Origin of the sequence: Blautia sp. TM10-2, assembly GCF_003480845.1 — a bacterium.
GTDB lineage: Bacteria > Bacillota > Clostridia > Lachnospirales > Lachnospiraceae > Fusicatenibacter > Fusicatenibacter saccharivorans.
The window spans coordinates 62,878-87,274 of sequence record NZ_QUJZ01000003.1 but is presented as its reverse complement, the minus strand read 5'-3'; the positions used below and the strand labels follow the sequence as shown (position 1 = coordinate 87,274).

At 44.7% G+C, this 24,397-nt stretch carries 16 protein-coding genes; 2 read left to right on the top strand and 14 right to left on the bottom strand.

The window, feature by feature from the left end; all coding sequences use genetic code 11:
* Window positions 1–6: 6 nt before the first annotated feature.
* The 13 genes from drmA to DXD92_RS18460 form a co-directional block, all read right to left on the bottom strand.
* Window positions 7–3,345, bottom strand: coding sequence for a DISARM system helicase DrmA (drmA, locus tag DXD92_RS03770; RefSeq protein ID WP_118640109.1), 3,339 nt, complete (start codon window positions 3,343–3,345; stop codon window positions 7–9).
* A 13-nt stretch (window positions 3,346–3,358) separates the two neighbouring features.
* Window positions 3,359–5,977 carry a DISARM system SNF2-like helicase DrmD gene (gene drmD / locus DXD92_RS03765; RefSeq protein WP_118640108.1) on the bottom strand — a complete coding sequence of 873 codons (2,619 nt, stop codon included), beginning with the start codon at window positions 5,975–5,977 and terminating at the stop codon, window positions 3,359–3,361.
* Window positions 5,955–7,256 carry a DNA cytosine methyltransferase gene (locus DXD92_RS03760; protein WP_118640107.1) on the bottom strand — a complete coding sequence of 434 codons (1,302 nt, stop codon included), beginning with the start codon at window positions 7,254–7,256 and terminating at the stop codon, window positions 5,955–5,957. Before DXD92_RS03760 ends, drmD begins: the two co-directional genes overlap by 23 nt.
* Before the next feature lie 26 nt (window positions 7,257–7,282).
* Complete coding sequence (locus DXD92_RS03755) at window positions 7,283–10,153, bottom strand: DEAD/DEAH box helicase (RefSeq protein ID WP_118640106.1); 2,871 nt, start codon at window positions 10,151–10,153, stop codon at window positions 7,283–7,285.
* A 2-nt stretch (window positions 10,154–10,155) separates the two neighbouring features.
* Window positions 10,156–12,594: a site-specific DNA-methyltransferase gene (locus DXD92_RS03750; RefSeq protein ID WP_118640105.1), complete on the bottom strand. Its 2,439-nt coding sequence runs from the start codon at window positions 12,592–12,594 to the stop codon at window positions 10,156–10,158.
* Entirely contained in the window at window positions 12,578–12,805 is a 228-nt protein-coding gene (locus DXD92_RS03745) for a helix-turn-helix domain-containing protein (protein ID WP_118640104.1), read from the bottom strand. The genes DXD92_RS03750 and DXD92_RS03745 overlap by 17 nt, the downstream gene beginning before the upstream one ends.
* Window positions 12,806–12,956: 151 nt before the next feature.
* Window positions 12,957–13,424 (bottom strand): hypothetical protein, encoded by a 468-nt coding sequence (locus tag DXD92_RS03740; RefSeq protein WP_243104834.1) that lies wholly within the window; start codon window positions 13,422–13,424, stop codon window positions 12,957–12,959.
* On the bottom strand, window positions 13,425–13,640 hold the full coding sequence (locus DXD92_RS18890; protein ID WP_243104833.1) for a hypothetical protein: 216 nt from the start codon (window positions 13,638–13,640) through the stop codon (window positions 13,425–13,427). It lies immediately after the preceding gene.
* Between the two features lie 97 nt (window positions 13,641–13,737).
* Window positions 13,738–14,055, bottom strand: coding sequence for a hypothetical protein (locus DXD92_RS03735; RefSeq protein ID WP_147399284.1), 318 nt, complete (start codon window positions 14,053–14,055; stop codon window positions 13,738–13,740).
* Between the two features lie 168 nt (window positions 14,056–14,223).
* Window positions 14,224–15,618: a hypothetical protein gene (locus tag DXD92_RS03730; RefSeq protein WP_118640102.1), complete on the bottom strand. Its 1,395-nt coding sequence runs from the start codon at window positions 15,616–15,618 to the stop codon at window positions 14,224–14,226.
* A 129-nt stretch (window positions 15,619–15,747) separates the two neighbouring features.
* Window positions 15,748–19,122 carry a TRAP transporter large permease subunit gene (locus tag DXD92_RS03725; protein WP_118640101.1) on the bottom strand — a complete coding sequence of 1,125 codons (3,375 nt, stop codon included), beginning with the start codon at window positions 19,120–19,122 and terminating at the stop codon, window positions 15,748–15,750.
* The gene (locus DXD92_RS03720) at window positions 19,119–19,619 is read right to left on the bottom strand and encodes a TRAP transporter small permease (RefSeq protein ID WP_118640100.1); all 501 of its coding nucleotides are present in this window, start codon (window positions 19,617–19,619) and stop codon (window positions 19,119–19,121) included. The genes DXD92_RS03725 and DXD92_RS03720 overlap by 4 nt, the downstream gene beginning before the upstream one ends.
* Before the next feature lie 408 nt (window positions 19,620–20,027).
* Window positions 20,028–20,186: a hypothetical protein gene (locus DXD92_RS18460; protein WP_156327599.1), complete on the bottom strand. Its 159-nt coding sequence runs from the start codon at window positions 20,184–20,186 to the stop codon at window positions 20,028–20,030.
* Window positions 20,187–20,234: 48 nt separating this feature from the next.
* Between DXD92_RS18460 and DXD92_RS03715 the strand changes: the two genes are divergently transcribed.
* Together DXD92_RS03715 and miaB are read left to right on the top strand one after the other, a co-directional pair.
* The gene (locus tag DXD92_RS03715) at window positions 20,235–21,335 is read left to right on the top strand and encodes an SLC13 family permease (protein ID WP_118640099.1); all 1,101 of its coding nucleotides are present in this window, start codon (window positions 20,235–20,237) and stop codon (window positions 21,333–21,335) included.
* A gap of 105 nt (window positions 21,336–21,440) precedes the next feature.
* Window positions 21,441–22,925, top strand: a complete 1,485-nt coding sequence (gene miaB / locus DXD92_RS03710) for a tRNA (N6-isopentenyl adenosine(37)-C2)-methylthiotransferase MiaB (RefSeq protein ID WP_055266015.1) — start codon at window positions 21,441–21,443, stop codon at window positions 22,923–22,925.
* Window positions 22,926–23,016: 91 nt separating this feature from the next.
* On the opposite strand, the gene DXD92_RS03705 is transcribed toward miaB, so the two are convergent.
* The gene (locus DXD92_RS03705; protein ID WP_117802303.1) at window positions 23,017–24,366 is read right to left on the bottom strand and encodes an MATE family efflux transporter; all 1,350 of its coding nucleotides are present in this window, start codon (window positions 24,364–24,366) and stop codon (window positions 23,017–23,019) included.
* Window positions 24,367–24,397: the final 31 nt, after the last annotated feature.

Below are 24,397 nucleotides of genomic sequence, written 5' to 3'. Positions count from 1 at the left end.
AGGCTTTTAGTCCTCCGTGTAATAGAACATATTTGCTGCACTCTCAACATCACGCATAGAACGAAGAGTTGGCTTTTCAAGATCAGTACAAACTTCGCCATAAGTGTTCATTAGGCGATTATACGTTTTAGTTGTATATACATAGTATCTAAGTTCCTTGGATTGAGTTGCCAGCAGTTTCCAATTACTTATAAAATCATCAATCTCATGTTCGGCATCTGCCTTAGCAGAAGGCTTGATGATGTTCAATCGATTCATGATAAGAGCCTTCACTTCATTAAGCTGCTCATCGGTTAGCTTATCAATAGCTGCTGCTCCATCATTGCTTGCAAATTCCGGATAATGCAAACGAATTGCAGAAATAACCAGCGCATGCAGCACGCGATCTCTTGCACGTGCAGAAAACGGTGTCGCTGTTGTGCCTTCAACAAAACGATATAGCTGAGCATGATAACCGGTAAAATTCTCATAATGCGACAAGTCGCGGGGGCGATAAGGGTTATATAAAGTAACTACTAAGCCTGGATAGGAACGTCCAATACGGCTAGTTGCCTGAATATATTCGGAGTTCTGCTTCGGTTGACCAGTTACCACCATGAGACCAAGCCGATCCACATCCATACCAACAGCAATCATATTAGTTGCAATTGCCGTATCTAGGCAATTTCTATCTGTATATGGAGTTTCCAACTGACTTAGTTTCTTCGGAATGTCATAAGAAGCCATGCGAGAAGTAATTTCAACCTTATGATTAAGGAAACGCTGCCTACTCATTCCATATTTTTTCTTAATACGTTGAATTCTGTCAGGAATATCATCCTGTAACAATCGAACGGCACCGCCGAGTTCTCGAATACTGTTATAATACCCAACAAGGGTATAGTAAGGGTCAATAACATCCTTGTACTCATCATCCAGCGAAAGATTATAAGCACTTTGAAGGATAATCGAATATACACGCAGCAAAGCTGTCTTTACAGACTGGCCTGGTGCGCAGACACCAACGTATCTTCTAAACGGATCTTGTTCAACCGGTACCTCACGAATATAGAAACTGTCACCGATTTCAAACCCATTTGGTGGAAATTGCGCAGTTACTTTTCTGCCATATAAGCATTTTGTCTGCTCAGCAGCATTTTTGATAGTTGCCGTAGAAACAACATACTTTGGCTTGATTTTCTTACCTCCAATCGTGTAGGAACACAGATCTTCAATAACCGTTTCATATGCACCGTATACGGTTCCCAGAGGTCCTGTGATAAGATGCAGCTCATCTTGGATAATCAGCTCCGGCGGAAGGAATGGTTTAATCGATCTAAGCGTAGCTGTGGATAACTCTTCTGTACGAGTATGCCGAGCATGGTCCGCTCCAATAGCAACATAGCCATCGCGACTGCAAATTCTATCAACACGACCAAACAGAGCATTTGTATTCACATCCCACGGAAGGCGGGCAAACTTATCAACTGTTGACAGAATAATGGTCGGGCACTTAGCATAAATTTCTTCATCTACCAGATAAACCGGGATTTTCATCTTATTGCTGGGTTTATACCTATAGAACATGCATTTATCATCCGAACAATAGATGCTAACCGATTTTGTAGGAATATCTATATAAAAATTTTCCTCTGTAAGTGGCTTCCCACAGAATGGACATGTAAGCAGCTGTTTGTAGATAGAGTTTTTCTTGCTTCTTGCTGTTCTTGTTTTAGCTGGATCCTCCGGATCTTCTTCCAATTCTTTAAAGGTATTCGGAGTCACAGTACCACCAACCCAGAAACCAATACTGATGGGTTCTTTTCCGTATTTCGGATATTCTTTTTGCCGGATCAGTTCCGCGGCCAAAATCATCTTGGTGATACGGTCTCTCTGCTGTGTAGTAAGCAGGCGCAAAGTATATCGCAAAATTGCAGTTACACCGCCGTCACGATTGTATTCATCGCTCTCGTTAGTGCGCAGTCTTCTATTAGCAATAACAAATGCCATAAGGCCCAGATATGCCTCGGTCTTGCCTCCACCAGTGGGAAAGTAGAGAAGATCCACGACTTCACGGTTATCATGCTCCGGATCTACAATACCTTTCAGATTCATGAGAATAAAAGCAATCTGGAAAGGTCTCCAGCCAAAATTATTGGAAGGATTGCGAGGATCTACAAAATCCCTAAAGGCACACTCGATACCGGCTCCATGCTTCTTAGAGAAATTCATAATATTTCTCTGAAGAATCATGGAACGATTCATAAAGCAAAAGGCATCAAACGAAATATCATCCTCTACAAGTAGCTGAATGCCCGCGCGGATTCTTCCAAGAGCTTCTATACATTTATTTACTACTGTGTCGCCAATTTCTTTCTTGAACTTAGCATCATCCATTTTTGAGTCATGAACCAATTTTTTCTGAATCCAATCCTCATAGGAGTCCGCCAAGACATTCAGCCGGTTAATGATGTCATCTTTTTTCTTTGCAACAGAAAGAGTTCTCATAGAGAAGAAGAACGGGTCAAATCCTTCCAAAGCAGCACTAACACCTGGAAATTCGTACTCTGGAATAAATGTCGATACAATTTCAGAAGCACGTCCATTTTTATTGGCTTTCCAAGTTGCTGCGCAACCACGTCCCCTTCCTAAAATAGGTCGCTGGGCAAAGTAAAATTCATCGACGGCAAGGATTTTTCTGCATATGTGTTCTGCCACGAAGATATCCATTTTTTCTTGGGAATAGGCACACAAGTTGACTTGGAACATCATTCCAGCAATATCACTCTCAGGATTTTTGCGCTTGTTGATAACATATGCTGTTACCAAGGTATACCCCTGCTTGAGGCTGATTTTAGAAATATATAAAATTACATTTGAATCACAAACCAAAGGGTATTCTTTGTTCTTACTAAACTCTTGCAGATCAATAACAACTGTCTCTTTCTGCGGATGACGTGTATACGTGCTTACATCAACTTTTTTTCCCTCTTTGTTAGTGGTTTTATCAGAAGCTTTGGTGTAATCGCCCCAAGTCACATCCACATTGAAAGATTTTGTACTACTTTCTAGGTAAAAGCTGATGCCAATGGAAGACGGTGTTTTAAATCGATTTGTAAAGACCGGCTCATTATCATCGTCTTCGCCCACAGTATAATCTGCATCCCCTTCGAAAGAAGCATCTCCATCGACTTCCTGCTCATTCGAATCATTTTCACTGGTTTGTGGCGCAAGCATACCCACGATATATTCAAAGCGCGGGTTTTGATTCAGTATTTCATTTTCACTACTCGGTCCCAACAAGTCTTTCTTTAACATTTCTATGACTTCTTGGCGAACCTCAGCAAACTTAAATCTATCTGCCATGTGGTGCCTCCTGTTAAAATTTAAGGACAATGTTAATCAGAAGCAATGGATTGATTTCCTGAGACTGATTAAATCGATCAATTTCAGCCTGCGCCTCGTCTTGAATCTCTTTTCTGCGCTTAGGCAGGTCGTGTTGCAGCTTATCCATTTTTTTCTTCGCTTCAGCCGCTTTTTTTCGGATATCCTTTTTTTCCAGCGTGTCAGTAGCCGCCATTTCAGCAAGTATGTACTCCTCAACTTCTTTTTGAGCATCAGTAAGCTGAACATGAAGCTGTTCTTGTTGGACATTGACCCAGTTTTCAATCTTCTTCTTGTTATATGCGATAGTAGGGGCTACAGTTTTATCATGCTGATCCTGAACTTCTGAAATCAAGCGAGCATAAATCCGGTGAAAATAAGATTGTTCTTCTTCTGTCGGTTTAAAATAGCGAACATCCGAATCATTAGCCTCCTCCAATGCGGAAACAATCTCATCTTCAGTAAAATTGATATACTCACCATTTTCATCACAAAGTAGTAAAACTGGGAAGAGGAGTTTTGTATTGTCCATGAATGCTCCAAGAAACAAAACGCCATGTGAACCAAATATCTTTTCACCCCAGTTGTCGATTTTCCAGTAATGTAGCTTGTGATCTACTTCTGGTTCTTCAAACTGGTTCCAATATTCAACATCACGTAGATATTTATCAATATCAGCCTTGGTCTTTTCCAACGCTTGCCCCTTCGCCTCTCTACTTTCTGTAAGCAGAATTGAGCGAAGTTCTGCTGCATGAGCATTCTTCCTTGCATCTAGCTGCCTGTTCAAAGCTGCAAATGCTTTCCTTACCGCAGTGATATTCTTACAATTCTGGTAAATCTCCAGAATACGCTTTTCAAAACTCACACCAGATTCAAGTGCGCCTAGCGCAATATCCGATGCACCAAACACGCCCTCGAACAGTTCAAACTTCTTAGAAAGAATATCATATACTCTGCGATCTGCTTCATTGTCCGTATTCAACAGATTGATTGCTACCACATCGTGAGTTTGTCCATAGCGATGACAACGTCCAATTCTCTGCTCAATTTTCTGCGGATTCCAAGGCAAGTCATAGTTAATGATTGTATTGCAAAATTGTAGATTTAGACCTTCTGAACCAGCATCTGTAACAATCAAAATCTTGGCATGACTCTTGAAATAATCGACAATTGCGTGCTTATATTCCACACTTCTGCCATAGTTTGTTTTACCAAAATTCTTGACCTGCCATGTTCGAAAGATTTCCTTCGTCATAGCATCATCAAAGTCACCATTAAAGAGAAGGATATCTTCCTCGCTATAGCCAGATCTTCTTAGTTCTGCAGCTATATATTTCTGTGTTCGCTTAGACTCTGTAAAGACAACAGCCTTCTGATTCAATTCCTCAGAAATCTGGTGGTCAAATGCATATTTCAGTGCTTCCCTCAACGCGGCGATCTTTGCATTCGTCTTTATAGCCCTTGCCATTTCAAGAATATGTCTTACAATCTTGAGCTCAGCCTGAATAGCCTGTTTCTTCTCTGCTGTTTCTTCATCATCGTATTCGTTGAAACCATCCTCATCGATTTCATCTTCTACAAACCCCCAGAATAAATCGAATCCCTCCTGGGCATAAGCAGATTTAGTGCCTTCATAGAGTTTTTCAAGACGTTTTTCTAATACTTCAAAGGTCTCTATCAAAGCAAAGCTAGAAGATGCAAGCAACTTTCGAATAACAAGAATAATCAGCCCACGATTCGCATTCGGAATAGAATACAGCGGATCACGACGCAGAAAATCATTGGTCACATCATAGAGTTCTTTTTCTTCTGCACTCAAATGGAAATCGACCGTAATACAGATTCTCTTGCTGAAGGCCATGTATTTTCCGACATCGCGTCGAAGGGTGCGATATAACACTGGAAGAAGTTCCTGTTTCAATTCCTCATAATCACAGCCATCCACAAATCGACGGTTGAAAACCTTTTCTGACCCGAAAATACGTGGATCGATAAAGGAAACCAGTCCATGAAGATCTGTAAGGGAATTCTGTAACGGCGTAGCAGTCAAAAGAATTTTAGGAATCCCATGTGTCAAATCATATAGATTTTTTGCCCGCTTTGTGCCATGAAAAACATTCCGCAGATTATGAGCCTCATCAATAATCAGGAAGTCCCATTTGACATGAGGAAAACGCTTAATTAGTTTCGATGAATAATCATAGGAAGCAATGACAATACTAACCTCATCTGCATTTCCAAGGTGCGTTCGCACATTGGCAAGATCATGCTCAACCGTGTACCGATCCAGAATAACAGCTTGGCGACTAAACTTCTCCAAAAGCTCTACTTCCCATTGTTTTCTCAAAGTAGCAGGAAGAGAAATCAGTACTTTTTTTGCTCCGTTATCCAGAACATAGTTAAGCACTAATCCAGCTTCGATTGTTTTGCCCAGACCAACTTCATCTGCCAGAATGATACCGCCTGTCTTTAATGCTTGAATGGCCGCGCAAAAAGCATTGACCTGATGGGGATTCGGTTCAATATCCGCATTCAGTAGACATTCAAATGGAGCCTTGGCCAATTGTTGCTTCTTATACCAGCTATATTGTTCAAGTAGGAGATTGCTTTCCATCGATACCCTCCTTACTTAATTCATTGGCGATTCCTTCTGCGATGCCTTTAGCCATTAACGTAGGAACGGCATTGCCTATCTGTACAAATTGAGCCGTTTTCGGGCCTTCAAAGAAATAATCATCCGGAAACGATTGGATGCGAGCGGCCTCCCGGACAGTAATCGAACGGTGTTGCTCAATATCCGGATGAATAAAGTAATGTCCATCTTTTGAGATATGAGCCAGCATGGTGTGGCAGTACGCCTCGTCGCCCTCTACAACTTTAAATCGATCCAGAAATGACTTCCGGTTTTTATGTGTCTTCAGCTCATCTGGCAGATCATTATAGTTCAGCCGTTTGTGCCCATCATTCCAGAGTTCAATTGTACGCCGATAAATCTCAATATCCCTGTCTTTATTGGGTCTTGCGCAATGATGCGTCAGAATGTCAGAATCCTTGCGGATTCCAGTGCTTCTTAAATAATCGCTGAAATCATTTGATCTGTATTCACCCGATTTTCCTCCTGGCTGCAACGCTGGCAGATCACTGAGAATATCGTTAACCGTAGCATCTGCTATTGTCTGCTCAAACTGCGGATAAGAAAGCCCACTATTCTTCAGCCACCCGACAATGATCATTCTTCTTCGGTTTTGCAGCACACCAAAATTCTTTGCATTTTGCTCATGACATTCAATCTCATAGCCAACGGAACGCAACGCTTCTTGGACTTTCAGCCAGGTTGCACCACCGTTTGCTGACTTGATTCCCATAACATTCTCAAAAACGAACATCTTTGGCTGATATTTCTGAAGGAATCTCGCATACAGCTTATAGAGATCATTTCTAGGATCCGCCGACATCGGCGTTTCCATATGCTTGCTTTGCGCCCTTCCCACCAAAGAATATGCTTGGCAAGGCGGTCCACCAATAATGACATCTACTTGCTTGATGCCTCCTTGCGTAAGGATCCTATCTATATTTTCAAATAACCTTGGAAGAGTTTCATTTGACATCGTTTCGCAAAATACGGATTGTAGCTGCTCCTCTGGAATATGTTGCAGAAATTCGTCGCGGGTGATTTTTCCGCTAATATAATCCTTGTAGATATCAAGCTTCCCTTGTGCTTTGAGATAATAGTATCCCGTTCGCGTTTCCAATGTTTGAGCAGCATATGGGTTCATCTCCACATGCGCTACAGGTGAAAAGCCCGCTTGGATGAAGCCTTCGGACAATCCACCAGCTCCTGCAAATAAATCTATAAAATTGTAAGAGCCTGTTGTGGCGTTGATACGTTCCATGATAAACCCCTATCTGTATAATTAATTTAGTCTTCAAACACACCGTCTGTGTCAAAAATATGGTCTAACTCATCCGTATTGATTGCGGCAAGCACCTTATTGCGGATACTGCCTTTTGCAAGATCCAGCCGCTTAAAGCGATTTTTTCCTGCTGCGTCTTTTCCAATACGTATCAGCTGCACTCTGCCAATTCTTGGTTCATTTGCAGCATAGTTTGCAAGTCCCTTAGCTTTGCCCAAGTTATCCTTGAAATCCGGATTGTGCGGCTCCAAAATATCAACGATATACTTGAGAATTGGATCTTGGCGAACAATGATGAAATCCGGATAAAGCTCCTTGCATTTCCCGTCCATTTCATAAGGCATCCGCAGTGACCATGACTGTCGGGACGGATTCCGCAGCCAGCAAACATAATCCTCTCGTTTTTGCTCTTCTGCCAAAACAGTCTGTTCCCAGCCATTCAACTTAATTTTTGCTATTCCATCTGCATTGGCAAAAAGATGATCCGTGTACTTTATTCCATCTGCTTCGACCTTGGCACTGATTGTCTCCGGAAGAGTAAAGTTGTGCTTACTGATTTCATCGCCGTTAGCAACAATATCGCTATACTGCTTTTGACACTTCTCCGGTTTGACCACAATATATTTACGATACTGGTCGTTCAATTCATGAAACTTCTTCTCAGCGTATTTATTTAATTCCGCAATACACTCGCTGTCGAATGCGAACAGAATACAATCCACCTTAAAGGCGTTCGGATTGTCGAAGTCGATATATTTACGCCCATATGCCAAGTGGAAACCGCATCCACCCATTTTTGCGTCTGCTACTCTTAGCTGACGATCGAGGTCAGACTCGGATGCAGTAAACATATCTATCTGGTTATCGCTTTGTATTTTCTCACCGAAAACATCGAATATCTGAACAGACAGTTTCATCTCCATGACTTGCTTTGTAAGCTCGTCATATTTTCCAGCATCATGCAGACCGTTCACATAGTTGCGGATAAGTTCAGCAACATCGTTTTTCACATCCTCAGCCGCCGTAATACAGATATTGAACTGCGATAACAGCCCTGCCAAGCTCATCAAAGACTTCAAATAGCTGTTGATTTTTACCGCACGGACGATATAAGTCAGATATCCCTGTTCATTGATGAACTTTGTGATTCCTTCACGATCTATTGTTGGAAGCATCGACATCTGCGATACAGCCGGTGTCAGCACTGGCTGCTCTTTATTCACAGATTGGTTGCCTCCACTGGTTCTCTCCGTTTCTTGACCTGTATGTACATCGTTTCCAGACACTGTTTCCAGCGGAATCGTCTGGTGTTGTCCTTCTGCAGGAATTTCTGAATCTGCTCCACCTTGATTCGCTGCCACAGCTCCAGAATTTGACATATCTCCAACTGCTGTGGAAGGTGCCGCAGCAGGCTCTTCTTGGAAGCCATTCGGGTAATCAAAAATACTCAGCTGACCAACCGTCTGTTTTTGCGTTTTCTTTCGCTGGTTGTGAACCGACCATGTATCATAGGTCTGATCTTCCAGAGATTCACCATCGACAACTGTCGGGATTTCTCCGCCTTCGGTTGCCTGCAATTCATCAATGACCTTTTGAACGGTATCCTGGTTGAAATACGGAAGGAATAGCCGCACATCATTTAAGGAATCATCCACGAGAACATGACACTGAAGCGGTGTGCGAACCATACGTCCGAGCAGCTGCGCAATATAGGTTGCGTCTTCCGCACGCCGGAAGGACATCATAGTTTCTGCACGAGGGCAGTCCCAGCCAGTGGACAGATTTTCCTTAAATAAGACAACACGAATGCGGCGATCTTCTGCGATCTCGGATGGCTCGATATGTGGCACGGTCAATCCGTGAATCGACAATGTGCCCGTAGAACCGAAAGTATGCACAACTTCATTTTCTTTGAAGCTATCGCCCATACGCTCTTCGATTTTCGCAATTACATCGTCCAGATCGGTGTCAGATACTTTCGTATCGGAACCAGCGCAGACTTGAATAACGAACACCGGATTTACATTGGTGTAATGCTGCTCATAGGTATACTGATACCAGTGCTTGCACTTATCCTGCCATTCGTCTGTTGCAGCCTGGAGAACGGCCATGTCACCGTGTTTGATTGGATCTTCCGGATAAGTGATTACAATACGATCTTTGAGCAATCCAGATTGGCGAACCTGGGCCGGGGAAATAACAACCTTATGCAGTGTAGAGTTTGTTGCCTGCCCGACAAGGGAATTAAAACGCTCGGCAGTTGCACTCATTCCGATAACAACCGGAATGGGCGACAGATTCTGCTCGCTGCTGCCCTTGATAAATCGCTGCATGATGGTGGTTGCCGTTCCCGCTTGGCGTCCCTGCATACCGCGGTGTGCCTCATCAATAATGAAATACAGCCGGTCAGCTTTTTCTCTTGCTGTATTTTCAATGGTCTCCCAAATCGTATACTGTCGCGTATCCGAATGGCGGCTCAGATTACCAGCCTTGCCAAGCTTCTGCGTATTCAGAAAATAGATATGACCGTCCTCCAGAATCTCGCGGTCGAAAGATTCATCTGAAATCACTACACACTGATCCATGCGGACCTTATCCGCCTTTAGCTCGATTTTCTGCTTGGACTGCTCATTCAGCTGCGGAGAATCCGAAAGCCATACAAAAATGGCCTCCGGCTGTTCAGTAAACTGCTCTGAGCCGTAAAAGATATCTTCGATCAGGGCAGACATGATAATTGTCTTGCCGGAACCCGTTGGTGCCTGGAGCGAAACCACCTGAGGGATCTTCAGCATACGATAGTTATTCAGCGCCATCGCCACGCGGAGGCGCATTTCATTGACCGCCTGTTTTTGAAATGGGAATAATTCACAAATCATTCTTAGTTTCTCCCTCTGTTCACACGGAAGTGATCTAAGTAATCCCGGTAAAGCTGATACGCATTTACAACATTCAGATTTTTTACCATAGATTGATAATTCACTTCATAATCAGTTGCCAAGAATACCGTTTGGATTTCAGGATGTTCTGCAAGCTTTTCCGCGAAATCGGCAAAGGTATTTTCGTTGATCAAAACTGCAAATTGATTTTCCGGTAAGATCAGCATGTCCGGGACTTGCTCTCCGACCAATTGTGGGCATTTTCCTTTTGCTCCAGTCTTCAACCACAACGTAGGCAGCATTTCCGAAAAACGCATACCGAGAGAAACCGCCGTCGGATCTAAGAAGCCAAGTTTGAAGAATGCAGCATTTGCTTTGAATCCATCCGACATTGGTATTTTCTCTGCCTTTGACACACTCATTGCACCCATAGAATCGATGAGTAATTCTTTTATCATCTTAAACTCTTTATTATTGGAAGTAACCACATATAACTCCGACACATGATCCTGCCCATCCAAAGCCGCAATCCAATCACCATAAGCAGATGGTGAAAACAAAATAGATGCACAATGTTTCTCGGACACTAAATAGTCTATATCAGGCTTAACTAGGCTCTGTGGCAACTTATCTTTTCCAATCAACGCAACAATATCTTTGCGCACTTTGATGTCAGAAATATATTCTGGATTTAATCTTATCTGTTTAATGGTTCTTTCAGTTTCTTTCTCAACGGTTCGCGTAGTAGTATAGTCCTTTTGCAAAGGACTACCGTCACTGTGAAAGCCTAAAATGCTATACTTCGTTCTTGGCCACGTAACCGCTCTGCAAATTCCATGGTTTTCCCACGTTTGCGTTCCTGGGGTATCGCCAGCTTCAGTTAACGCTTCGGCATCTGAATCGGATACCTCATTATTGGTTACGAGAATGCATCTCCTCGAACCACCATCTTCGTAATTAAGTAAATTAACAGCATTTAGGGTTGTACCACTACCTGCAAAGAAATCTAAAATTAATGCCTTCTTCTTTCCGCGAACAACTGATGCAATCGAATCGTGTGTTGCGTAAAGAGATTTTGGAAAAGAGAATGCATTCGTCTGTCCTATTATCTCGCTAATGAGGTCTGTGCCATATGCGCCAGCATCATGTGATGTCCGATGCCACACTGTCTTGATAACCCTGTTATTATCACTGGCATATTCTACTGAAACGACATTTGTCTTTGGGTCTCTACCAACAATGATAATTCGTCCCTCGTCAATCAGTTTTTGGTTAGGTTGACTTATATAAGAAATCCCCCATGTTTTTCGTAGAGAATCAAACTTTCCACAAGAGACATAGCCCTTGGCAATGAGATCACGCAGGGTTTCAGCACCTACGCTCCATCTCCCATAGGAGCCATCGTTTCTAATTGGCCAAGCTACAGAATACCCGGCAATCTTTTCGTCGAGATTAGGAATTAGAGGTAGTGGCAGTGATTGCCCTACTCCTACAACCTTTCCTAATTCAGCATCTATGAGAACCGGATAGAACATATTCTCTCTATCTTCTCTTTGTGCGTCTGTTCCAGATCTCAAAAGTCCTTTCCACCGTGGAACCTTTTTCTTATCTGGTAGATTTAACAAGTTGTCTTCACTATCGGCAACATATGCATCTGGCGCAAAGCAAAAAATATTGTATTCTTCAACACGAGAAAACCGTCCCTGAGTAACCCCCTTAGGATTAATGACATCTGTAGTCATTTGAATATAGTACTCGGCAAAAAGCTCTTCCAATAGGACTCGAAGATGATGCACCTCATGCTCATCAATCGTAACAATAAGGACACCCGTTTTAGGATTCAATAAACGCTTTGCAATACGAAGTCTCCTCTCTATAAACGATAACCACTTGCTGTGGCGATAAGCATCATTACCGTCCACATAGTCATTGTTATATTTCCAGTCCTTAGCGCCGGTATTGTAGGGCGGGTCGATGTAGATGCAGTCCACCTTGCCTGCGTACAGGTATTCCAACAGTTGCAGGGCATGATAGTTGTCTGCCTCGATCAGTGTATGCCACAGATCGCTATCCGGCGCATTGCAAACTGAATCCACTGGCTTCAAATAGGGATAGATGGATTCTCCGAATTCTGCAACACGAACGATATCCTTCAGTTCAAAGGTGACTGCTTCATCTTTTTGTTCCGGTTTAACGCACACAGCAGTATCGCCTTCAACCTTCAGCACAACATAGATGGATTTGTCGTCCTTGCTGTCACGACGCATAACATTACATCCTCTTTTGATAGGCATATCATAGAGAGGCGTGCTTTCTGGCATATGTTCTTCAAAAACCAAGCCGAATTTCTTCTGCTTGGCCATTTTGCTCACTTCTTCCTGGATTCTATTTCGAAGCGTCTCATCTTGGATCTGGCTAATTAAATCATTGATTGCAGCCATTGGTACGACCCCTTTCTTGGTTTTCTTTTGTCTTCACGTAGCGACCACTCTTAATTCTTGCGTCAGCTGGCTTTTCCGCATCCGCTGGAATCGCCCAGTATGAACCGATTTTCGTTGCTCCGGGGATTCGTCCGGCTTTACAAAGATCACTGATCCACCTTGCCGAAAGGTCCCATTTTTCCGCTGTCTGTCTGATTGATAAATAGCCCATACAATTCTCCGATCTAATCCGAGCAAATTCTACATGTATTCATAATAATTGTACTCCAAACCTCGCGGAAAATCAAGTTGTTCCGTCTTTTCTTGTGTCATAAATAAATTCAGAGGAACAAATTCTATGAATGTGTTCGTAATGGTCTTGCTCACTCCATTCCCTCTGCATATTTATCAATCCAGTTTTCCCCATCATAATCCTCTATCTGACTTACAATTCTATCAAGGAACTGATCTAATAAATTATTCTGTTCTCTTCCCTGTGCATACCATACATTAGACTGTCCAAATCCATACGCCACACCTTTTGATCTTCTTGACACTTTCCATGTGTTTGCTTTTCGCCTTGCCCCTCTTGGCAGCAGCACGCAATCTTCTTTTTTAGCAATAGCATTATATGCCTGGTCATAATGTTCTTCCTCTGCATCCGATGAAAAACGCATCACTTTGCAATTGCGATATACGGTTGCATGTTTGTACCAGCCAACTACATATGTTTCTTTTTCTATTGCATCCGGATACAGTGCACAATATACGACAAGCACATCATCTACAGAAGTTTCTTCATTCATTCCCTCACAGCCATAAATCTTCTCAATTCTTAACTGATTTCGCATTTATTTATTGGTTGATTTTGTCTCCACGAAGCCAAGACAATATTCCCCTTTTGGATATCCGGATTCTTCTGTAAGCGTTACCGCTTCAAAATTGTATTTTTCATGTGCATCCAGAGTTTCTTTTACATAGGATCCACCATTTTGTGGTTCATCTTTTCCCCATATAATTCCTTTATAATAATTCATCCATGCGATATTGCAAAATAGTATTCTCATGATCATAACCTTCTTTTCTTTAAAAAATGGACTCGGCACAACATAAAAAAGATCCCACTCTTGCGAATGAATTCTCGTAGCATTTGATACATTCGTATTATGCCGGCGCATTCTCCATCATTTTCTGAAACTGATCAACCGTCATTTTGGCTTTGACAGCGGCACATTCTATCTTTAAATCACCTTCCTTTACAAGTTTCACAAGCATCTGAATTTCACCGATCTCGATACCTTCCTCTCTGCTTTCTTTCAACATATCTTCCACAGCTTTGCACACATCAATCACATCCATCTCTTCTGGAATTTCTATGGGTGTGTTAGTAATGTTCTTGATAACCACCGCTGCCTCCCAGTCGAGCATCATACGTGGGTTATCTTGTAAAATTTCTGATAGTTTTTTCTTATTATTTTTCATCTTATCACGACTTGATAGCTCTATCAAGTCGGAAACAAATTCCGAAGAGCAACCCAAAATGAATCTCGAGAAATATCCCGGGAAACGGATTAACATGCGTGCACTACGTTTTTCACCCCTGGAAGTTGTTTATTTCGGGCATGTATGAACATGCTTCTTATAATGTTACTATAACAAGTTCACTACAATCCGGTCCATTTCACACAACCCATACATCTTCCCCATCGCCTCTGGTTCCTGCAAAACAGTCAAAACCACCCCAAACAACGAATTGTATCTTCCTACCATCCGCAAATGCTCCGGATACAAAAACGCCTGCCTTTCACAAAACTCTGGGCACTCGCGTATCGGCACCTGGGCGCCGCGGCTTCCTTTAGTACATGCTGCATACATCGGACAGTACTGCGAAGTATTGGTCTGATAAAAGGGAAGATGAAGACTGTTTTTCCCTTTTGGAAACTTCCCGGTACTGGTATCGCCGCAGCTCTCCCATTCATACCGTTCCATCCGAAATTCTTCTTTTAAATACTCCCGGTAAAATGCCGCATGAACGCTGTTTTGTTCAAACAGCGTGCTGTCCCCCAGCTTATAGGCCATCCGCGGATCTTTTTTCCGCTTGTTGAGCAGCACGCCAAGGCCGAGGGAAAACACCGGAAACTGAGCTGCCAGATGAGCCGTTCCCCAGTCATTTACGACAAGCTCGATGGTTTTGTTCTTTTGTTCACACCATCTGGCAAGATGCTGCAGACGTGCTTGTGTTTCCGACAGATTTTCTTCCAGCAGGAAAGGAAAGACCAGCGTAACCGCAAACGACTCCCGGCAGGCTTTGTTCAGCAGTGCAAACAGTTCCTCTTCTTTCGGCGCCAGATGTGGACAGAAAGCATTTCCTATATAGAGCCGATCCGGGTGAAAAACCGGCGGATCCGGAATCTGGTTTTTCCGAAAATAAGCATCAAAAAACACCGCACTTTCCATCGAAAGATACGCCTTATACCATTCCGGCCGGTCCAGTTCGAGCGCCAGCTCGACCGGCTGCCCGGATCCTGCAAAGCCATTTTGCAATGCCGTAAATGTTTCCTTCCCGATCCCGGAAAACCATACCTTTTTCTGCTCTTCCAAGCTTTCCAGATGAAACGCATCCTGCTCCGCAGGATATCCTGTCATCTCTTCTGCAAGCGCGGCATCATCGTCTTCCATTTTCCACCGGATATACTGGCTGTATTGCAGGGCAAGGCGCTGTACCGCATTTCGGTAGTCTTCCTGGTCTGTCACAAATGTATAAACCGTATCAAAATCCTCTTCTTTTTCCTGTAGCAGAGCCGCATCACGAAGAAGAATCCGCTGGTAGGCTGCTGTTTTCTGATCGTAAAATGCCAGTTCCCACGGCGCATTTTTCTGCTCAACTGTAGTCGGTGTCGCAAGACGGGTCTGAAAGCCATATTCTGAAATTGCCGTGATCCGCACTTCCTTATCTCCCCAGTATCCCGCCAGGATTCCAAACGGCAGCATGGAAATCCATGGCCATTGGCTGATTTCTTTTTCCCGTTCTTTTTTCTGTTTCATTAATTCAAATCTCCCGTTTCCTGATACCATCCAGTATACCTGTTTTCCTGGAAAACTCAAATAAAAAATCCATCCATACCCGGAAACAGTCTCATCGGAGACCTCCAAGTCATGGATGGATTTTTATCATTATTTTGTAAACGTCTCAATCAGCTCTTTGGCATCATCATATCCCTGTCCTTCCAGTTCTTTCTGATACCACTCGTCCACGCCGTCTACAGCCTGTTTGAACGAATCGATGTCCATATCCTCATAATTGGTAATGGTAACACCATTTTCATTCTGCCAGCGGTTCATGATTTCATCATCACCGGCGCGGTTGATTTCACGCTCGTACTGTGTTGCCAGACGTCCGCACTCATCGATTACTTCCTGCTGCTCCGGAGTCATACTGTCGTAAATGTCCCCGTTGATGCAGAAGAACAGACAGTCATAAATTGCATTCCACATCGAGCAGTACGGCTGTACTTCCTGTACGCTGGCTGCATCGATAGCCGGAAGCGGATTTTCCTGGCCTTCTACGGTTTTCTGCTGCAGGGCCGTATAGGTCTCGGACCAGTTCATGTTGGTCGCATCGGCGCCCCAGCGTTTGTAGCATTCCATCAGCAGGTTGCTTCCTGCCACACGGATTTTCAGGTTTTTCATGTCATCGACGGTTTTTACTTCCTGCTTGCTGTTGGTCAGCTGACGGAAACCATTCTCGGCGATTCCCATACAGTGCAGGCCGTACTCATCAAGGATCTCTTTCAATTTTTCGCCTGCCTCGCCGTCCAGTTTTGCATCCGCATCTTCTACGGAATCAAACAGGAACGGAAGGGATACGACGTTAAATCTCGGATCAAATGCAGAGTAAATCAGGTTGCTGTGCATTGAAATCTGTACCGGATCTCCATCGATCAGTGCCTGGATACCTTCGGACTGGTTTCCGTTGGTCAGCTGATCTGCGGCATATACGTTGACTTTGATCTTGCCGCCGGTTGCTTTTTCGATCAGTTCTCCGAACTTTCGGCCGCCTTCTGCCCATGTACTGGTTTCTGTCGTGGAGCAGGTGAAGTTCCAGGTCTGCTCCGGCCAGTCGAGATCGCTTCTGTCTTCTACATCGTAGGTGCTTGCAGAAGATGTATCTTTCTTTGTAAAGGCTTCGATCAGATCTTTGGCATCGTCATAACCTGCGCTTTCCAGTTCCTTCTGATACCACTCATCCACGCCATCTACCGCCTGTTTGAAGGAATCGATGTCCATATCTTCGTATTTTGTGATCTTGACACCGTTCTCGTTCTGCCAGCGGTCCATAATCTCATCATCACCGGCACGGTTGATGGCACGTTCGTAATCGACTGCTTTCTGTCCGGCCTCATCGACAACTTTCTGCTGCTCCGGGGTCAGATTGTTATAGATATCTCCGTTAATACAGAAGAACAGGCAGTCATAAATCGCATTCCACATCGAGCAGTACGGCTGTACTTCCTGTACGCTGGCTGCATCGATAGCCGGGAGCGGATTTTCCTGACCCTCTACGGTTTTCTGCTGCAGGGCGGTGTAGGTCTCGGACCAGTTCATGTTGGTCGCATCGGCGCCCCAGCGTTTGTAGCACTCCATCAGCAGGTTACTTCCTGCGACACGGATTTTCAGGTTTTTCATGTCATCGACAGTTTTGACTTCCTGCTTGCTGTTGGTCAGCTGGCGGAAACCGTTCTCGGCGATTCCCATACAGTGCAGGCCGTACTCATCGAGGATTGCTTTTAATTTTTCGCCTGCTTTGCCGTCCAGTTTTGCATCCGCATCTTCTACCGAATCAAACAGGAACGGAAGAGATACGACGTTAAATCTCGGGTCAAACGCAGAGTAAATCAGGTTGCTGTGCATCGAAATCTGTACCGGGTCCCCGTTCATCAGTGCCTGGATTCCCTCGGACTGGTTTCCGTTGGTCAGCTGGTCTGCGGCGTATACATTGACTTTGATCTTGCCGCCGGTTGCTTTTTCCATGAGCTCGCCGAACTTGCGTCCGCCTTCTGCCCAGGTACTGGTCTCGGTGGTGGAGCAGGTAAAGTTCCAGGTCTGCTCTGCCCATCCAAGGTCACTGTAATCAGCGATATCATTGTAATCCTCATTGCCGGAGGAATTTCCTGCTGTGCTGCCATCCGCAGCATCGCCACTGGAAGTATCGGAATTCGTTGCTGCAGCTACGGTTCCGGTATAAGCTCCGTCTTTTGCCAGCGCTTTTGGAAGGAACGTGGAAATCTGCGGAACATACGTAATCAGAAGCAGAACCGCTACCGATGCCGCGATCATTGGCATAACGGCTTTGGAAATCTGCTGAATGGTAACTTCCATTCCTTTTTTCAGTTTTACGGAAATGGCAACAAACAGGTTGACACCAACCGGTGGAGTTACCTGTCCGATGGCCAGGTTGACGGTTGCCACGATACCGAATGCTACCAGGTCATAGCCAAGGGCTTTGCAGACCGGAAGCATAATCGGGATGAAAATGTACATCGCAGAGTTTGCATCGATAAAGCATCCTGCAATCAGGAAAATGATATTGACAATCAGAAGGAATACAAACTGGTTATGAGCAACGCTTCCAAGAAGATCCGATGCTGCCTGCGCAATACCAAACTTTGTGCAGACAAAGGAGAACAGAGAAGCACTTGCGACGATCAGCATAATTCCACCGGTTGTTTTGGCAGAATCTACCATCAGATCCCACAGGTCTTTCAGTTTGATCTCTTTATAAATAAAGATTCCGACAAACAGACCGTATACAACGGAAACGGCAGCTGCCTCGGTCGGGGTGAAAACACTTCCATAGATACCGCCAAGGATGATGACCGGCATTAAGAATCCCCAGAAAGCATCTTTAAAAGCATCCCATCTTTCTTTGGCTGTTGCTTTTTTCTGGGTCGGCTGAATGTTGTGTTTCTTTGCCTCCAGAAGAACAACGATGACAAGGGCCACACCCATCAGAATACCAGGAACGATACCTGCTGTGAACATATCGGCAATGGATACGCCTGTGATGGATGCATAAACAACGAATGCAATACTCGGCGGTATGACGATCGCAATCGAACTCGACGTCGCCATCAGGGCCGTGGAAAACGGAGCAGAAAATCCGCCGCGCTCAATCATGGCAGGGATCAGAACCATGCCAAGTGCTGCTACGGTTGCCGGACCGGAACCGGAAATCGCGCCAAAGAAGCAGGCTACGATAACGCATACGATCGCGATACCGCCCTTTTTATGGCCGACGCAGGTGTCGACGAAACGAATCAGTCGTTTGGAAATGCCCGCTTTTGCCATAATGTTTCCGGACAGTACAAAGAACGGAATGGCAAGGAGCAAAAATTTACTGATACCGGAATACATATTGGTTGCTACGATGGTCAGGGATGTACCGGAGTACAGGATCGCGCAGATCGAAGACAGACCAAGGCAGATGCCAATCGGGATACCAAGGATCAGAAAAACAAAGAATGAAAGAAAAAGAATTGCACTGATCATTTTTTCTGTCCCTCCTCTTTTGCTTTTACGAATGTATCAATCAAATATTCGATCATGTGCAGCGTCATGCAGGCTGCGCCGATCGGTACGAAAGACCAGAAAATCCATTCCGGCCAGTTTAAAACGAACGTTCTCTTTCCGTTGGCAAGCTGGGTCAGTACCTTGTCCATGCCGTATTTAAACAGAACTACGGTAAAGGCAACACTAAATACTGTGTTGACAACCAGCAGGATTCTTCTCGCCTTCGCAGAAAGACGGTCCGGCAGTAAAGAAAGATTGACCAGCTCTCCGTCACGGGCAGCGAGCGCTGCAGCGAGAAGTGTAATCAGGACAAATACCGCAACAACGAGTTCCTCGGTAAATGACCAGGATTGATGCAGAATCTTACGGGACAGGACATTTCCGACCGTAAGCACAACAATCAGGATCGTGGACAGCACGAGAACCAGTTTCTCAACAAATGCCAGTCCATTCATGATTTTTTTGTACACTTTCATATGTTTCCTCCCTTTTCCCGCTGTCGGGTACAATGTTCCAGCAGGATCTATTCTTTGCCAGGCTGTATTACCGGGGTGAATTTGCAGCTGACAAACAAAAAAATCCGCCCCTCAACGAGGGACGGAACTGTTCTTTTCCCGCAACCACCCTTGTCTCTTCTTTGAAACAAGCACGAATACAACGCACAAGCATACGCGGTTTCTGTAACGGGAAACTCCCGTGAAAACCTACTGGAATTCCGGCACATAGTACGATACACGGCCGATTCGTTGGGCTTTCCTTCTCCAAGATGATTTTCAATCCAGATTCGTTGCTGTCTCGCATCTTTCCGGCAGCTCTCTGAAAACGATTTGTCTGCATTTACTTTTTCTTTTCTCAGAATTTGCTTTTACACGACAGAAGCAATTTTAACGCGATTTTTGTTGATTGTCAAGAATTGGCTGGAAAAATTTGTCGATTTTTTGAAAAACCGCATTTTTTTCGGTTTCTGACCTTTTTCTTGCATCTTTTCCATATCTTTTATATAATAATCTGCGGTATCCGAAATATGCAGCCTGATTTTTCATCTCGATCTTCCAACATCAGTCCTGCTTATTCATGAAAGGATGATTTTTATGATAAAAAAACTGATTTCCTTTTTTCAAAAAGATGCAGTGCTTACCGTCTCTTTTTTTCTTGCAGTGCTTTCCTGCTTTTTCTGTCCTCCCGGTCCACAGTATCTTGGCTATCTGGATTTTCATACTCTGATCCTGCTGTTCTGTCTGATGCTGATTGTCGCGGGTCTGCGGGAATGTGGCGTATTTGACTGGCTTGGCACCAGTCTTCTCCGGCATGTAAACTCAGAACGGATGGTTGCTCTGCTTCTGATTTCCCTGTGCTTTTTCTGCAGCATGCTGATTACCAATGATGTCGCTCTGATTACCTTTGTTCCGTTTGGCATTCTGCTTCTGCGAATGTGCCATATGGAGCAGAAAAAAATACTTCTTGTCACCTTTATGACCATGGCTGCAAACCTTGGCAGTATGTTTACTCCTATCGGCAATCCGCAGAACCTTTATCTGTATTCGCTTTCCGGACTTTCCCTTTTGCAGTTTCTGCTTATGATGCTGCCTTATACTCTGGGTGCTGCAGTTCTTTTTCTGATCTGCATTTTTCTGTTTTTCTCCGGAAAGAAAATTTCCGTTTCCCTGGAGAAAAAAGCGATTACTCATCCGCGGCAAATCGTAGTTTTTGCAGCTCTTTTTTTCTGCTGTATTCTTACGGTTGCCAAACTTCTCCCGCATAGTATTCTGCTTCTGATCACGATTGCCGGGATCTGCCTGGTGAACCGCAGCCTTTACCGCAGAGCAGACTACTCCCTTTTGTTCACTTTTGTGTTTTTCTTTCTTTTTATTGGAAACATGAAACAAATGGCAGCGCTTCGTATTTATCTGGAACAGATGATTACCGGACACGAACGGCTTCTTTCCGTCCTCACAAGCCAGATCATCAGCAATGTTCCTGCCGCCATGCTGCTTTCCGGATATACAAAAGAAATCCCGGAACTGATTGTAGGAACCAACCTCGGCGGCCTCGGGACTTTAATTGCATCTATGGCAAGCCTGATCTCCTATCGCCAGATTACGGCCGCAGACGCTTCCTGCCGCAAAAAATATATCCTGATTTTTACTGTTTTCAATCTTGTTTTTCTTGCTATTTTGTATCAGATACGCTAAAATAAAAAGAAGATCCGGCTGTACGGGTCTTTTTTCACGGCATTTTATACCGTCTCATTATTACTGTACTTAGCATTTTATATTGAAAAAGAAAGGGTTTCATTTATGAAGATAGATCTCAGAAACGTTCCGGATGCCGAGGTTTCCGGCATTGATCTTGCAAATGTTGACATTACTGTTCCGGCACCGGAGACAGAACCGCAGCGTCAGTATTACTTTATGGCACTTTTAAAACAGCAGCTCGTACCGGAGCGTGCAAAACAAAACGGAAAAGAGTATCTGACTGCCTGCATCACAACCTTCGGCTGCCAGATGAACGCCCGTGATTCCGAAAAACTGGAGGGAATTCTGGAAACCGTCGGCTACCACATTGTGGAGACCGAAGATGCCGATTTTGTTGTTTACAACACCTGTACCGTCCGTGAAAACGCAAATCTGCGTGTCTACGGTCGTCTTGGACAGCTTGGCAAGTACAAAAAGAAAAATCCGGGCATGATTATTTCCCTCTGCGGATGCATGATGCAGGAGCCGCTTGTTGTCGAAAAACTCAAAAAAAGCTACCATTTCGTCAACCTGATTTTCGGAACGCATAATATCTACCGCTTTGCCGAGTATCTTGTCCGCTGCATGACAGAGGACCGCATGGTGATCGATATCTGGAAAGATACCGATAAAATCGTGGAAAATCTCCCGGTTGACCGCAAATATCCGTTCAAGTCGGGTGTTAATATTATGTTCGGCTGCAATAACTTCTGCAGCTACTGTATCGTACCGTATGTGCGCGGCCGCGAACGCAGCCGGAAGCCGGAGGAAATCATCGCAGAGATCAAACGCCTCGTTGCAGACGGCGTTGTTGAAATTATGCTGCTTGGTCAAAATGTCAATTCCTACGGAAAGAATCTCGAGGAGCCGATGACGTTTGCACAGCTTCTGCGCAAGGCAAATCAGATTGAAGGGCTGAAACGCATCCGTTTCATGACCTCACATCCGAAGGATCTTTCGGAAGAACTGATCGATGCAATGCGCGACTGTGAGAAGGTCTGCCTCCATCTTCATCTTCCGCTCCAGTCCGGAAGCAGCCGTATCTTAAAACTGATGAACCGCCGTTATACCAAAGAGCAGTATCTCGACCTGGTAGACCGAATCCGCGCAAAAGTGCCGGATATTTCTCTGACAACAGATATTATCGTTGGTTTCCCTGGTGAGACCGAAGAAGATTTTCTGGAAACACTGGATGTGGTCCGCCGCGTTCGTTACGACAGCGCGTTTACCTTCCAGTATTCCAGAAGAACCGGAACACCGGCAGCTGCCATGGAAGACCAGATCCCGGCGGATGTTGTAAAAGACCGTTTTGACCGTCTTCTTGCCGAGGTTCAGGAAATTTCCCGCGAGGTAACCGCAAGACATCTTCATACCGTACAGGAAGTTCTGGTGGAAAGTATCAATGAGCAGGACGCTTCTCTTGTCACCGGCCGTATGAGCAACAATACGCTGGTTCATTTCCCGGGAGATGCTTCGATGATCGGAACGCTGCAGAACGTTTCCCTGGACGAATGCCGCGGCTTCTACTATATGGGAACGCTTGTTTAACCAAAAGACCCTGCCCGCACAGTTTTTCAGTCTTTGAAAAGACTATGTTACAAAGCTGTGCAGGCAGGGTTTTTATATATAACTTCTCCTTTTATCCTCTCACATCTGGAGTTTTCCCGGAGAGCCGCCTCTGATAAAAAAAGTAGGTAATCATAAGCATAACTCCAGCTCCGACCCATGCGGAAATTTCTGCGAATGCCACTCCGCGGAACGCAAGGCGCGGTGCTAAAAGCAGCACAACCATGACACGCATGGCAACCTCCACAATCCCGGACACCATCGGCAGAACTGTTTTTCCCATTCCCTGGCAGGCGTTTCGGAAGACAAACAGCCAGCCAAGGGCGAACAGGGCAACTCCGGTAACCGGCAGAAAGATACAGGTATAGGAAATGACTGTCGCATCATTCAGCATCAGGGATGCCAGAAACTTCGGGCAGAAAATTTCCAGTGCTGCAAAAGGAAGATTGACAAGGACAGAAAGCACGACACCTGCCCTGACTCCCTGTTTGATCCGGTCGTATTTTCCGGCTCCATAATTTTGTCCTGTAAAAGTCAGAAGTGCAAGTCCAAGTGTTATACCCGGCTGCTCGAACAGACCGCACACCTTCATACATGCAGCATAAGCTGCGACATAAGCCGTTCCCATCTGATTGACAAAAACCTGAAGGACCATACCGCCCACCGCAGTTACAGAATTCATCACAGCTACCGGCAGGCCTTTTCCAACGAGTGCGCCAAGAAGTACACCATCTGCCCTCCAGTCTGTTTTCCGCGGAAGCAGTTCTGCGGCGCGCCGGATATATACCAGACAGTAAAGGGCAGAAACTACCTGCGCCAGGACCGTTGCAAGCGCCGCTCCAAACACGCCCATGCCAAACGGAAATACAAATAGAAGATCCAGCACAATATTGACCACCGACGAAACGATCATAGAAGCCAGCGGCACTTTACTGTTTCCGACGGACCGGAGCAGCGTCATGGCAAAGTTATTAAAAATGGTAACGGTACTGCCCGCCAGAATGGTTCCAAAATAAACCAGAGTGTCTGTCATCATATCCTCCGGTGTCTGGAGAAAGACAAACAGACGGCGCATCCAAAACAGACTGCCCACCGTAATTACAATTCCAATGGCAAGGCAGATATAAACCGACATCGCAATTTCTTTCCGCAGTTTTTCGATATCATTCGCTCCAAAGGAGTGGGAAATACAGATCCCAAGTCCTCCGGTAAGCCCCATGGCAAAGCCGAGAATCAAAAAATGTACCGAACTGGTATTTCCAACCGCTGCCAGGGCCACATCTCCGATCCCCTTTCCAACGACCATGGAATCCACAAAGCTGTAAAGCTGCTGAAAAAGATTTCCGATCAGAATCGGCAGGAAAAACTGAAAAATCAGCTTCATGCTGTTGCCCTGCGTCATATCATTTGTTGTTTTTTGCATGATGATAATCTTGTAACCTTTCCTTTCTTCA